We start from the raw sequence: 12,772 nt of genomic DNA, 5'->3' as shown, positions 1-12,772 counted from the left end.
TTACTTAATTATGAACTTACATGATTACGAATCGCATTTAGCAATTCATCTTTGCTAAAAGGTTTCGTCAAGTATTCATCTGAACCTACCACACGCCCTTTTGCCTGATCAAATAGACCATCTTTACTTGAGAGCATGATAACGGGAATGTTCTGATAATTTTGAGAGTTCTTAATCAGAGCACAAGTTTGATAACCGTCTAAACGAGGCATCATGATATCTACAAAAACGATATCCGGATTCGCTTCAGCAATTTTAGATAAAGCTTCAAATCCATCGACAGCAGTAATCACTTCACAACCTTCTCGTTGCAATAATGTTTCTGCTGTACGGCGAATAGTTTTTGAGTCATCAATAACCATTACTTTCAGATTTTGGAACGCATCTTCCATTTAATCTTCCATCCCCATAACATAAAATATAAATGCAATTTAACTTAAATTTGTTTTTACAGATTTATACGCATTTTTAACATATCTATACTTCTATTTTCAATGAAAGGTTTTTGTCTACTTTCTCATTTATAAACAATAACTTTTAACCTCATCACACTTTCGAAAAAATTATCATTTTTTTTATAATATTAATATTTTTATTCAGTTAAATAATAACTAATATATTTAAGATTAACTATTTAAAAATAAGTGGCTTAGCTTTCTTTTTTTGGGGAATTTTATGAATAAGCGGGTGAAATACGCCTTTTATAGGAACTGCTTGTCTGTATTTATAGGCATTGCTTCTTGTGGAGCACTGTTTTTCTCTTCCCCAACGTTTGCCGCAAATGATGCCCCTAAAGCTGTTTGGTATCGCTATTATGACCAACATGGGATTGCTAATATCAGTACATCCGTAACACCTGCACATATCCGTCATGGTTATGAAGCACTCGACCAAAATATGCAGGTGATAAAAAGAAATCATCCCTATAATTCAGAGACCGATTTAAATCAATCGTCACAACGCGCATTATCAGCCCGATACAGAGAGGAAGATAACAAATTAAAAAAGGCATATAGCAATAGTAAAACTGCTGTGATTAAAAGGGACCAAGCTCTATTGGCAATAAAAAAACAAATGAATTATCAGCAAGAACAACTCAACCATTTGCAACAAGATAAAATTTTATTTAAACGTCAGGAAATGGAATATTTCCGTAAAGGTGAAAAAGTTCCTGAGAGGCTTAAAGCATTGATTGAAAACAATCTAACCAATATTTTCAAGGTTAAACAAACACTTGAATTACTTTCAAAAAATTATAATCACACCAACAATGAGTATGAAAATATTATCGAACGTTTAAAAAAGCTTGAATAAGCGCACAGCTTTATCAAGAATAGGGGCAAAATAAAATTTGAACTACAGGATGATGCTGTATGCGCACAACGCATCTTACCCCTTCTACTTTTTTTAAATTAAGCTTAATTAGCCTGAGTTTGATTTTAGCTGCATGTCATCAGCAAGACGCACCAAAAACAACAGCATCTGAACCTAAAAAAATTGAACTTATCCCTCAAGATTTAATTTCTATAAAAGAAGGCTCCGTAGCTACTCAGACCTCTTTTACAGGAACTATTCGTGCAGTACAACAAAGTTCTATTCAAGCTCAAGTCAGTGCGACAGCAACATCCGTTAATGCAAATGTAGGTCAAAAAGTACAAAAAGGCCAAGTATTAGTCAGATTAAATAATCAAGATAATGCTGCACGTTTAGCTCAAGCTGAGGCTAATCTTGCTTCTGCTCAGGCACAAGCAGAGCTTGCACGTAATTTGATGAATCGAAAACAAAGATTACTCAATCAAGGCTTTATTGCCCGTGTAGAGTTTGAACAGAGTCAAGTAGATTATAAGGGTCAACTTGAAAGTGTTAGAGCCCAGCAAGCGAATGTTGATATTGCTAAAAAAGCTAATCGAGATGGCATTATTACGAGCCCTATTTCAGGTGTTATTACTAAACGACAAGTCGAACCAGGACAAACTGTATCGGTTGGACAAACATTATTTGAAATCGTTAATCCTGATCAATTAGAAATACAAGCGAAGCTACCTATTGAGCAACAATCTGCACTAAAAGTCGGTAGCTCTATTCAATATCAGATTCAGGGTAATTCAAAACAATTACATGCCATACTGACTCGGGTCTCACCTGTAGCGGACCAAGATAGTCGACAAATTGAATTCTTTGCAAGCCCTAAAGAAGCAATTGATTCACTCAGTATCGGCGCATTTATTAATGGCATTATTTTGCAAAATGATCGCAATCAAGGACAAACCATTCCTTTAGATAGTATTCAAAACCTGCAACAAGATCCTTTCGTATGGGTAATACGCAATCAGACTATTCAAAAGGTCAAAATTCGCGTAGTTGAGCAACGTTACAATGAAAACATTGCTTTGGTACAAGGTTTACAAAGTACAGATCAGGTAAGTCGTATCCAGTTTGAAGATTCTGATATCAATAAAAAAGTAACGCTTACAGCCGAAAAAAATAAATAAGGTAGCAAATAGCTTATGTGGTTTACCCGAATCAGTGTGAAGTACCCCGTTTTTACCATTATGATGATGCTATGCTTAATGGTACTCGGGTTAGCCTCTTGGAAACGCATGACGGTTGAAGAGTTTCCTAATGTAGATTTCCCATTCGTAGTCGTTACCACGCAATATGCTGGTGCCTCACCTGAAGCGGTTGAGTCAGATATTACCAAAAAACTCGAAGACCAAATCAACACGATTTCAGGCATTAAACAAATTACTTCACGTTCAAGTGAAGGGTCTTCGATGGTGATTGCCGAGTTTAATCTTGATACCTCTTCTGCAATTGCAGCACAAGATGTGCGCGACAAAATTGCTCCTGTTATCGCTCAATTTCGTGATGAGATTGATACGCCGATTGTGCAACGCTACGATCCTTCATCTAGCCCAATTATGTCGGTAGTGTTTGAGTCGAATACGATGAGCTTGGCTCAATTAAGTTCGTATGTAGATAAAAAAATTGTGCCTCAGCTTAAAACCGTTTCTGGTGTAGGTAATGTCAATCTACTTGGTGATGCTAAACGTCAAATCCGTATAAAAATCCATCCTGAACAATTGCAAAGCTACGGTATTGGTATTGATCAGGTTATTAACACGCTAAAAAATGAAAACATAGAAGTCCCTGCGGGAACTTTACAGCAAAAGAATTCTGAACTCGTTGTACAGATTCAATCAAAAGTTATTCATCCTTTTGGTTTTGGTGATTTGGTTATTGCCAATAAAAATGGTTCCCCTATTTTTTTAAAACAAGTAGCAACTGTTGAAGATACTCAAGCCGAACTGCAATCTAGTGCTTTTTATAATGGAAGAACGGCTGTCTCTATCGATATTTTAAAAAGTTCAGATGCTAATGTAATTCAAGTCGTCGATAAAACTTACCAAACGTTAGAGAAGCTAAAAGCTCAAATGCCTGCAGGTTTAAATTATAAAGTCGTGGCAGACAGCTCTAAAGGTATTCGTGCTTCAATTAAAGACGTTGTTCGTACCATTCTTGAAGGGGCAGGCTTAGCAGTTTTAATTGTTTTACTCTTTTTAGGTTCTTTCCGTTCTACCGTCATTACAGGTTTAACTTTACCGATTACCCTGCTTGGAACATTAACCTTCATTTGGGCTTTTGGGTTTAGTATTAACATGATGACGCTGTTAGCCCTGTCACTGAGTATTGGTCTGTTAATTGATGACGCAATTGTCGTTCGAGAAAACATAGTTAGACATACAGAGCTTGGCAAAGATCATGTCACTGCGGCTTTAGATGGCACCAAAGAAATTGGTTTAGCCGTACTCGCAACCACACTTACCATTGTGGCAGTATTTTTACCTGTTGCTTTTATGGGTGGGTTAATTGGGCGTTTCTTCTACCAGTTTGGAGTAACTGTAAGTACAGCTGTTCTTATTTCCATGTTTATCAGTTTTACACTCGACCCAATGCTTTCAGCACATTGGAAAGACCCAGTAAAGAAAAAGGAAAGTCGACTACAACGTTTCTTTAATCGTATTTCTAAATTATTAGATGGCCTTACCCATATTTATGAAAAGTTGTTGAAGCTTGCTCTGCACTTTCGTTTTATTACAGTCATTATTGCGATTGCTTCACTATTCGCTGCCTTAGGTTTATCAAAGCTTATTGGAACCGAATTTGTACCAGTCCCAGATAAAGGCGAAATTCGTATTCAGTTCGAGACGCCCGTCGATGCTTCTTTGGAATATACCCAAGCCAAACTACATCAAGTCGATCAAATTATTAGGCAATTCCCTGATGTTGTTTCTACCTACGGGGTTGTAAATAGCACAATAAACTCTGGGAAAAACCATGCGGATTTAGGAGTGACTTTAAAACCAAAACAACAACGTAGTTCAGACTTAGCAACGCTCAACAATGAGTTCCGTGATCGTTTGCAAACCGTAGCGGGCATTCATGTTACTTCCGTTGCTGCTGCTCAAGATTCAGTTTCTGGTGGTCAAAAACCTATCATGATTTCCATTAAGGGAACTGACCTAAATGAGCTGCAAAAAATTTCAAATCGGTTTATGACTGAAATGGGCAAAATTAAAGGTGTAGTCGATTTAGAAAGCTCTTTAAAAGAGCCAAAACCAACTTTAGGTGTTCATATTAATCGTGTATTGGCAAGTGACTTAGGCTTGTCTGTTTCCCAAGTTGCCAATGCAATCCGTCCATTAATTGCAGGCGATAATGTCACCACGTGGGAAGATCGTGACGGCGAAACCTATGACGTTAATATTCGGTTAAATGAAGACAAACGCATGCTTCCTCAGGACGTTCAAAATCTATATCTCAACTCAAACAAAACTGGTGCAAATGGACAATCAATATTAGTTCCATTGAGTGCGGTAGCAACAACTGAGGAAAAACTCGGCGCGTCACAAATTAATCGACGCGATCTTGAACGTGAAGTACTCATTCAAGCTAATACATCTGGACGCCCAAGTGGAGATATCGGGAAAGATATTGATAAAATGCAAAAAGCATTTAAGTTACCTGCTGGTTATACCTTCAATACCCAAGGGGCTAATGCCGACATGGCCGAGTCTGCAGGTTATGCATTAACTGCTATTACGCTTTCCATTGTATTTATTTATATTGTTTTGGGTTCTCAGTTTAATAGTTTTATTCACCCAGCTGCGATTATGGCATCTTTGCCGCTGTCATTGATTGGGGTATTTCTTGCCCTCTTCTTGTTTAGAAGTACCCTAAATCTATTTTCGATTATTGGCATCATTATGCTCATGGGGCTGGTAACCAAAAACGCGATTTTACTTATCGACTTTATTAAAAAGTCCATGGAACATGGGGAAAGTCGTTATGATGCTATTTTACAAGCGGGTAAAACCCGTTTACGCCCTATTTTAATGACTACTAGTGCTATGGTCATGGGTATGGTTCCATTAGCTCTAGGCTTGGGTGAAGGTGGAGAGCAAAGTGCACCAATGGCTCATGCTGTTATTGGTGGTGTAATCACCTCTACCCTGTTGACACTAGTAGTTGTACCCGTCATTTTCACTTATCTGGATGACTTGAAAAACTTTCTGCTGCGTCAAACTCGACGATTCATGTCATAATGCAGCGACTATCGTATAATCTGCGTTTTTATAACGCTTAACTTTTTTAGGACTTTTTCCATGCGCGCAAGCCGCTTTTTATTTGCAACGTTGAGAGAAACCCCAAACGATGCTGAAGTGATTTCACATCAGCTCATGTTACGTGCGGGGATGATTCGTAAATTGGCATCAGGTTTATATACATGGCTGCCGATGGGAACACGTGTGCTTAAAAAAGTTGATGCGATTGTTCGTGAAGAAATGAATCGTTCAGGTGCTATGGAAGTGTTCATGCCCGTGACCCAACCCGCAAGCTTGTGGGAAGAATCAGGTCGTTATGAACAATACGGCCCTGAATTATTACGCTTCAAAGATCGTCATGACAACCCGTTTGTGCTTGGTCCTACACATGAAGAAGTAATTACCGATTTAGCACGTAACGAGCTAAAAAGTTATAAACAACTTCCTGTAAATTTCTATCAAATTCAAACCAAATTCCGTGATGAAATTCGTCCACGTTTTGGTGTAATGCGTTCACGCGAGTTCATTATGAAAGATGCATATTCTTTCCATGCAACTCAAGAATCACTACAAGAAACTTATGACGTGATGTACGACACTTATAGCCGTATCTTTACTCGCTTAGGTTTAGACTTCCGTCCAGTTCAAGCTGACACAGGCTCGATTGGTGGTTCAGCTTCACATGAATTCCATGTATTGGCTTCAAGTGGCGAAGATGACATCGCATTTTCAACTGAATCTGATTATGCAGCAAACGTTGAAATGGCTGAGGCAGTTTTAGTTGGTGAACGTGCTGCACCTGCACAAGAATTTAAATTGGTTGAAACACCAAATCAAAAAACAATTGATGATGTTTGCCAATTCCTAAATGCTGATCCGAAACAATCTGTTAAAGCATTATTGGTTCAAGGTGTTGCTGATGAAAAAGGCAATGTTCCTGTAGTTGCCCTATTCTTACGTGGCGATCACGAACTGAATGAAATTAAAGCTGAGAAACATCCTTTAGTTGGTGCCCCTCTTACGTTTGCAACTGAAGAGCAACTTCAAGCATTTGGTTTAACGGCTGGCTTTACAGGTCCACAAGGTTTAGTTGAAAAAGGCTTAACTGTTATTGTTGATCGCGCTGCATCTGTTCTTTCTGACTTCGTTGCTGGTGCAAATGAAGCTGACAAACACGCTGTGGGCGTAAACTGGGAAAGAGATGCGCAAATCACTGAAGTCTTTGATTTACGTAATGTGGTTGAAGGCGACCCATCTCCAGATGGTAAAGGCACGATCCAAATTAAACGCGGTATTGAAGTAGGTCATATTTTCCAGCTTGGTACTAAGTACTCTGAAGCTTTAGGTTGTAAAGTTTTAGGTGAAGATGGTAAGCCATTTACAGTAACAATGGGTTGTTATGGTATTGGTGTAACACGTGTAGTTGCAGCTGCAATTGAACAAAACTACGATGACAAAGGTATTATTTGGCCACAAGCGATTGCCCCTTTTGAAATCGCAATTGTTCCAATGAATGCACACAAATCACCTCGTACTCTTGAAGCAGCTGAAGCACTTTATGCAGAACTTCAAGCTCAAGGTTTTGATGTATTACTTGATGACCGTAACGAACGTCCAGGCGTTAAATTCTCTGACCTTGAGTTAATGGGTATTCCACACCGTATCGTGATTGGTGAAAAAGGTCTTGATGCTGGTACGTTTGAATATAAAGGTCGCCGCGATGCTGAAGCGAGCAATTTAACTAAAGAAGAACTTGTAGCTAAGTTAGCGCGTTAATTACATGTACGTCATTGCCTCCAATGGTAGTGGCATACAAATGTTATTTATATAGGCAATACCTTACTTTTGTTTCGGCAAAAGTAACAAAACCATTTGTGTGACTGACGGTACGTCCATGTTACCGCAGCCATACGGGCGATATCCATGCCGTCCCCATAATATTAAATTTTGTACTATCTTCCTCAAATAAAAAAACTGCTTCTAAAAAGAAGCAGTTTTTTTATTATCTTATAAAATTTACGTCTAATTTAAACTGTTAAATCTTTAATGGTTGTCGAAGATCCATTGGTTTTAACCGATTCAATCCCTTTGTCGCGTGATGCTTCGCTCGCGTAGAACTGACTCGTACCAATAATTTGATGATTGGCTGCTTTTAAATTGAAGTAAGGTTTTCCATTTTTTGCAGTTAAACGGTCATATCGCCCATCGTCACCACTATTTTTTTGAACTGACTCAATACCATTGACTGCCGACGCTTTTGCTTTATATAGCTCACTATTTAAAATAATTTCGCCATTACCAGCCTTAAGTACAAAGCGATATTGTCCATCACTCGCTTGAGAAATCTCGTACCATCCTGCCATATGAACCTCGTTTTTTTGTTGATGTGGGTATGACTTTCGTTATTATTCTGGACGAAAGTTATTTGTTATTGATGACAATATAAATGAGGTGTGTAACTTTGGATAGACTACTTTTTATACATTATCGTAATAAAATTATAAGGATGTTGAAAGTTAAAAAGGTAGAGGCTACATGAGTACCCCTACCAAAATGTAATTAAAATTAACAAATTAAGCTTTTTTTACAAATTCAGATTTTAATTTCATCTGACCAATACCATCAATTTTGCAATCAATATTATGGCCATCACTTGCATCTGGAACTAAACGAATTGTTTTTACTTTTGTTCCCACTTTTACAACCGAAGATGAACCTTTAATTTTTAAATCTTTAATCACAGTGACACTATCGCCATCTGCCAAGACATTACCATTTGCATCTTTAATCACTTCTTGATCATCACTAATTGAAGTTTCCCCTTCCTTCCACTCATGTGAGCATTCAGGGCAAATTAATAAGTCGCCGTCTTGATAAGTATATTCTGATTGGCATTTTGGGCAATTTGGCAAAGACATAAAAAAATCTCAAAAAGTATATTATGCGAGATATGACTCATTTTTTAAAGTTTTAAATAAAAGACTTTTACCAAAAAAAAATTTATACATTCATTTTGAGTTTTTACTTAATAAATATTCTTTCAAAATAATTGCATGGTTATTTTCAACATCTTTTGCTGAATATAAAAGTGTAACTGTATGTTTTACTGCAATGTGCTGTAGCTCTTCGACTGCGGAGTTGGCTTCTAGCTCTTTTAAATAACGTCGCTTAAATTCTTCCCAATGATCTGGCGTTGCCGCATGGAACCACTTGCGTAATTCAGTTGAAGGCGCCACTTCTTTTAACCACAAATCTAAATGGGCATTTTCTTTACTTATTCCGCGGCTCCATAGCCGATCAACTAATATTCGTTTCCCATCACTAGGGTCAGCATTTTCATAAATTCTTTTAATTTGGATATCCATTTCTGACCTCTACTCTGCTGAATCTAGACATTATTGGTTTAACCATTACAGTGATTTGCCTGCTTCTACAATCTAAATCTTTTGCACAAAATATTATCTCAATTTGCCATTTTTGATTAATTCAGGCATATAAATTGCTTTTGAACTTTTCATTATTTTATCGAATGGTAAAAAATGAAATATTATATTTATCCATGTTCCTCTCAGGAAGACGCCCCTTATTTGATTTTGTCATCTGGGTTAGGTGGTCATGCTAGTTTTTGGAGTCCACAGCTTGAATCATTGAGTGCACATTTCAACGTCGTGACTTATGACCAAGAAGGCTGTCACCAAGACAGTGCTTTATTACCTGCACACTACCATATGTGTGACATAGCAAATCAAGTACTACACTTATTAGAACATCTTCAAATTTATGAGTTCCATATGATCGGGCATGCTTTGGGTGGCATCATCGGAATGGAACTCGCAAAGCAACTGAAATCTAGCTCAATTACCATGCTCAGCCTGACACTGATTAATGCGTGGGATGAGCTAGATGCGCATACACAAAAATGTTTTGATGCCCGTATCGCATTATTGGCGTCAGCAGGTACTGAAGCCTATGTGCGTGCACAGGCATTATTTTTGTATCCTCCAGCCTGGATTTCTCAGAATCATAGCCATATTAAAAGTACTGAAGATATTCAACTCCAAAACTTTCCGCCCAAAACAAATGTCTTTGCCCGACTCAAGGCATTAATGCATTTTCAATTACAGATAGAGCACGTACAGGCACTAAAAGACACAGCAATTCATATAGTCGCCAATCAAGATGATTTTTTAGTTCCGGTACATAAATCACAAGATCTTTTTACCAAACTCGGCCATGGTCAACTTTGCATTTTACCCTCTGGTGCCCATGCTTCCACAGTGACCGAGTCTCAACCACTAAATCAAACTTTCATCCAATTTTTCTACAATATTAAGGCTTTATCATGAATGCAAAAACATTAAATATTTTAGATCAAATTTTTTTAGAAGCTAGAACCCACAGCACGTGGTTAGATAAAGCAGTCTCCCCTGAGCAAATTCAACAAATTTATGATCTGGTCAAAATGGCACCGACTTCTGCCAACTGTAGCCCAGCTCGTTTTGTATTTTTAACAACACCTGAAGCTAAACAAAAACTCAAGCCAGCATTGTTGTCTGGCAATGTAGAAAAGACGATGACAGCTCCTGTCACTGTTTTGGTTGCAACCGATGCAAGATTTTATGACAAACTGCCAGAACTATTTCCTTATGCCGATGCAAAATCATGGTTTACATCAAGTGAAGCCGTAGCACATGAAACTGCCTTTCGTAATAGTTCATTGCAAGCTGCATATTTAATTATGGCATGCCGTAGTTTAGGTTTAGATACAGGTCCAATGTCTGGTTTTGACGCGAAACTGGTTGATGAGCTATTTTTTGCAGGGACAAATCATCATATTAATCTCATCATTAATATCGGCTATGGCGACCCTCAAAAAGTTTATACCCGCCTTCCTCGCTTAAATTTTGAAGAGGCTTGTCGGGTGGAATGATTAAAGTCCATACCACTCTCTTTAATCTCAAAAGAGAAATATCTTAGTTCTACACGGCGACTTCAATGTCGCCTTTTTGTTCTACTGTTTCAGAACACTGAATGTAATATGCATCCCAAAAGCAAAATTGATCAAATGATGCACAATGAAGCAAGTTAGTTCATGCTTGGTGCATAACCGCATTATTTTTTACCATTTGATAAAAATTATACCAAACAATAAATTCAAAACATTGATAAGTATTTAGATATTAAAGTTGGCACGCACTATGCATTATTAAAAATACAAACAAATACTGAAAATTATATCTTTTATAACTTTCAGTTCGACTTCCTAAACTCACGATGGGGAATCAAGATGAAGATCGGCGTTTTTTGTCCAATTGGAAATAATGGCTGGCTGCTTTCAGAAAATGCACCGCAATATAAACCTACCTTTGAGTTAAACAAACAAATTGTACAACGTGCTGAACACTACGGTTTTGACTTTGCCCTTTCCATGATTAAGTTGCGTGGCTTTGGCGGAAAAACTGAGTTTTGGGACTATAACCTTGAAACATTTACCCTCATGGCAGGTCTCGCTGCCGTCACCAGTAAAATCCAAATTTATGCAACTGCAGCAACACTAGTCATGCCTCCTGCAATTGTGGCACGTATGGCATCGACCATAGACTCGATTTCCAACGGTCGCTTTGGACTAAACGTCGTGACTGGATGGCAAATGCCTGAATATTCCCAAATGGGTATGTGGCCCGGCGATGAATATTTTGCTAAACGCTATGACTACTTATCTGAATATGTCGAAGTTTTACGTGAACTTTGGGCAACCGGGAAGTCAGACCTAAAAGGCGAGTTTTTCCAGATGAATGATTGTCAGGTCAAACCACAGCCTCAAGCTGATATGAAAATTATCTGTGCAGGACAGTCAGATGCTGGTTTAGCTTTTTCCGCAAAATATGCCGATTACAACTTTGTTTTTGGAAAAGGTTTAAACACACCGACAGCCTATGCCGAAATTAATGATCGCTTAAAAGCTCAAACTGACAAAACTGGACGCAATGTACAGACCTATGTGTTGTTTATGGTAATTGCAGCCGAAACAGATGCTGCTGCAATGCAGAAATGGCAACACTATAACGATGGTGCGGACATGGAAGCTATTCGTTGGCTACAAGACCAAGGTGCAAAAGATAAAGTGTCTGGCACTGACACCAATATTCGTCACATGGCCTCTAGTGTTTCTCCAGTCAATATCAATATGGGCACAATTGTTGGCTCTTTTAAAAATGTCGCAAAAATGCTTGATCAAATTTCCGAGATTGAAGGTACAGAAGGAATTTTGTTGACCTTTGATGACTTTGTACAAGGTGTAGAAGATTTTGGTCAACGCATTCAACCGCTCATGAAATGTCGTGAAAGTGTCGTTACCGAACTGGCAGAGCAAGCCGAACCAACTGTTTTGGAGAAAAGCGCATGAATGAAATGTCTAATATTGTGTGTGCAGAATTCACGTCACAGATTGGTACAGGCAAAGTATTAAAAGCAGAACCTGAACATATTCAACTAGCAGCAGAACAAACTGCACTTGTTGTCATTGATATGCAAAATGCCTACACCTCTTTAGGTGGGTATTTAGATTTAGCAGGTTTTGATGTTTCAAAGACTAAGCCTGTAGTCGAAAATATTAAAAAGGCGATCGATGCTGCACATAGTGCAGGGATTCAGGTCATCTATTTCCAAAATGGTTGGGATAAAAACTACGTCGAAGCTGGTGGTTTAGGTTCACCAAATTTTCATAAATCCAATGCCTTAAAAACCATGCGTAAACGCCCCGAGTTACAAGGCCAACTTTTATCTAAAGGCGGTTGGGACTTTGCTTTAATTGATGAGTTAAAACCTCTTCCACAAGACATCATTATTGAAAAGCCACGTTATAGCGGTTTCTTTAACACCGCTCTCGACAGCATTTTACGTGCTCGTGGCATTCGTAATTTGGTCTTTGTAGGTATTGCCACCAATGTCTGTGTCGAGTCGACCTTACGTGATGGTTTCTTTTTGGAATATTTCGGTGTTGCACTTAAAGATGCTTGCTATCAAGCGGGACCTCAAGAGGCTCACGACGCAGCGCTATATAACATTAAAACTTTTTTTGGCTGGGTATCTGACACCAATAGCTTTATTGAAACCTTTGATTCGGCATCAACATTGCTACAGCAATCTGCCTAATTCATACATTT

At 38.2% G+C, this 12,772-nt stretch carries 12 protein-coding genes; 8 read left to right on the top strand and 4 right to left on the bottom strand.

From position 1 onward, the window contains the following. Window positions 1-8: 8 nt before the first annotated feature. The gene (gene pilG / locus F985_RS23220) at window positions 9-392 is read right to left on the bottom strand and encodes a twitching motility response regulator PilG (RefSeq protein ID WP_000389061.1); all 384 of its coding nucleotides are present in this window, start codon (window positions 390-392) and stop codon (window positions 9-11) included. Window positions 393-675: 283 nt separating this feature from the next. Between pilG and F985_RS23215 the strand changes: the two genes are divergently transcribed. From F985_RS23215 to F985_RS23200, 4 genes are read left to right on the top strand one after another with little or no spacing between them, the layout of a single operon-like run. Further along, complete coding sequence (locus tag F985_RS23215; protein WP_004705773.1) at window positions 676-1,314, top strand: hypothetical protein; 639 nt, start codon at window positions 676-678, stop codon at window positions 1,312-1,314. Between the two features lie 59 nt (window positions 1,315-1,373). After that, on the top strand, window positions 1,374-2,492 hold the full coding sequence (locus F985_RS23210) for an efflux RND transporter periplasmic adaptor subunit (RefSeq protein WP_004705771.1): 1,119 nt from the start codon (window positions 1,374-1,376) through the stop codon (window positions 2,490-2,492). 15 nt (window positions 2,493-2,507) lie between these two features. Then, window positions 2,508-5,606 (top strand): efflux RND transporter permease subunit, encoded by a 3,099-nt coding sequence (locus tag F985_RS23205; protein WP_004705770.1) that lies wholly within the window; start codon window positions 2,508-2,510, stop codon window positions 5,604-5,606. A 60-nt stretch (window positions 5,607-5,666) separates the two neighbouring features. Further along, window positions 5,667-7,382 (top strand): proline--tRNA ligase, encoded by a 1,716-nt coding sequence (locus F985_RS23200; RefSeq protein WP_004705769.1) that lies wholly within the window; start codon window positions 5,667-5,669, stop codon window positions 7,380-7,382. A 251-nt stretch (window positions 7,383-7,633) separates the two neighbouring features. Here F985_RS23200 and F985_RS23195 read toward each other — a convergent pair whose 3' ends face one another. The 3 genes from F985_RS23195 to F985_RS23185 form a co-directional block, all read right to left on the bottom strand. Then, on the bottom strand, window positions 7,634-7,969 hold the full coding sequence (locus tag F985_RS23195; RefSeq protein WP_004705768.1) for a YegP family protein: 336 nt from the start codon (window positions 7,967-7,969) through the stop codon (window positions 7,634-7,636). A 210-nt stretch (window positions 7,970-8,179) separates the two neighbouring features. Next, window positions 8,180-8,524: a zinc ribbon domain-containing protein YjdM gene (locus F985_RS23190; protein WP_004705767.1), complete on the bottom strand. Its 345-nt coding sequence runs from the start codon at window positions 8,522-8,524 to the stop codon at window positions 8,180-8,182. A gap of 90 nt (window positions 8,525-8,614) precedes the next feature. After that, the gene (locus F985_RS23185) at window positions 8,615-8,971 is read right to left on the bottom strand and encodes a DUF488 domain-containing protein (protein WP_004705766.1); all 357 of its coding nucleotides are present in this window, start codon (window positions 8,969-8,971) and stop codon (window positions 8,615-8,617) included. A gap of 174 nt (window positions 8,972-9,145) precedes the next feature. On the opposite strand from F985_RS23185, the gene rutD reads away from it, so the two are divergent. The 4 genes from rutD to rutB all read left to right on the top strand — a co-directional run bounded on the left by rutD (window position 9,146) and on the right by rutB (window position 12,761). Continuing rightward, window positions 9,146-9,952 carry a pyrimidine utilization protein D gene (rutD, locus tag F985_RS23180; protein ID WP_004705765.1) on the top strand — a complete coding sequence of 269 codons (807 nt, stop codon included), beginning with the start codon at window positions 9,146-9,148 and terminating at the stop codon, window positions 9,950-9,952. Continuing rightward, window positions 9,949-10,536 (top strand): malonic semialdehyde reductase, encoded by a 588-nt coding sequence (locus F985_RS23175; RefSeq protein ID WP_004705763.1) that lies wholly within the window; start codon window positions 9,949-9,951, stop codon window positions 10,534-10,536. Before rutD ends, F985_RS23175 begins: the two co-directional genes overlap by 4 nt. A gap of 357 nt (window positions 10,537-10,893) precedes the next feature. Then, window positions 10,894-12,012, top strand: a complete 1,119-nt coding sequence (rutA, locus tag F985_RS23170; RefSeq protein ID WP_004705762.1) for a pyrimidine utilization protein A — start codon at window positions 10,894-10,896, stop codon at window positions 12,010-12,012. Then, on the top strand, window positions 12,009-12,761 hold the full coding sequence (gene rutB / locus F985_RS23165) for a pyrimidine utilization protein B (RefSeq protein ID WP_004705761.1): 753 nt from the start codon (window positions 12,009-12,011) through the stop codon (window positions 12,759-12,761). Before rutA ends, rutB begins: the two co-directional genes overlap by 4 nt. Window positions 12,762-12,772 lie beyond the last annotated feature (11 nt).

It is taken from the genome of Acinetobacter seifertii (genome assembly GCF_000368065.1).
In the GTDB taxonomy this organism is placed as follows: domain Bacteria; phylum Pseudomonadota; class Gammaproteobacteria; order Pseudomonadales; family Moraxellaceae; genus Acinetobacter; species Acinetobacter seifertii.
This window is presented reverse-complemented; position numbering and strand designations above follow the sequence as displayed.

What these genes read in the sequence shown, in the direction of transcription:
- pilG (WP_000389061.1), bottom strand. Translation starts at nt 392, where the DNA reads ATGGAAGATGCGTTCCAAAATCTGAAAGTAATGGTTATTGATGACTCA.
- F985_RS23215 (WP_004705773.1), top strand. Translation starts at nt 676, where the DNA reads ATGAATAAGCGGGTGAAATACGCCTTTTATAGGAACTGCTTGTCTGTA.
- F985_RS23210 (WP_004705771.1), top strand. Translation starts at nt 1,374, where the DNA reads ATGCGCACAACGCATCTTACCCCTTCTACTTTTTTTAAATTAAGCTTA.
- F985_RS23205 (WP_004705770.1), top strand. Translation starts at nt 2,508, where the DNA reads ATGTGGTTTACCCGAATCAGTGTGAAGTACCCCGTTTTTACCATTATG.
- F985_RS23200 (WP_004705769.1), top strand. Translation starts at nt 5,667, where the DNA reads ATGCGCGCAAGCCGCTTTTTATTTGCAACGTTGAGAGAAACCCCAAAC.
- F985_RS23195 (WP_004705768.1), bottom strand. Translation starts at nt 7,969, where the DNA reads ATGGCAGGATGGTACGAGATTTCTCAAGCGAGTGATGGACAATATCGC.
- F985_RS23190 (WP_004705767.1), bottom strand. Translation starts at nt 8,524, where the DNA reads ATGTCTTTGCCAAATTGCCCAAAATGCCAATCAGAATATACTTATCAA.
- F985_RS23185 (WP_004705766.1), bottom strand. Translation starts at nt 8,971, where the DNA reads ATGGATATCCAAATTAAAAGAATTTATGAAAATGCTGACCCTAGTGAT.
- rutD (WP_004705765.1), top strand. Translation starts at nt 9,146, where the DNA reads ATGAAATATTATATTTATCCATGTTCCTCTCAGGAAGACGCCCCTTAT.
- F985_RS23175 (WP_004705763.1), top strand. Translation starts at nt 9,949, where the DNA reads ATGAATGCAAAAACATTAAATATTTTAGATCAAATTTTTTTAGAAGCT.
- rutA (WP_004705762.1), top strand. Translation starts at nt 10,894, where the DNA reads ATGAAGATCGGCGTTTTTTGTCCAATTGGAAATAATGGCTGGCTGCTT.
- rutB (WP_004705761.1), top strand. Translation starts at nt 12,009, where the DNA reads ATGAATGAAATGTCTAATATTGTGTGTGCAGAATTCACGTCACAGATT.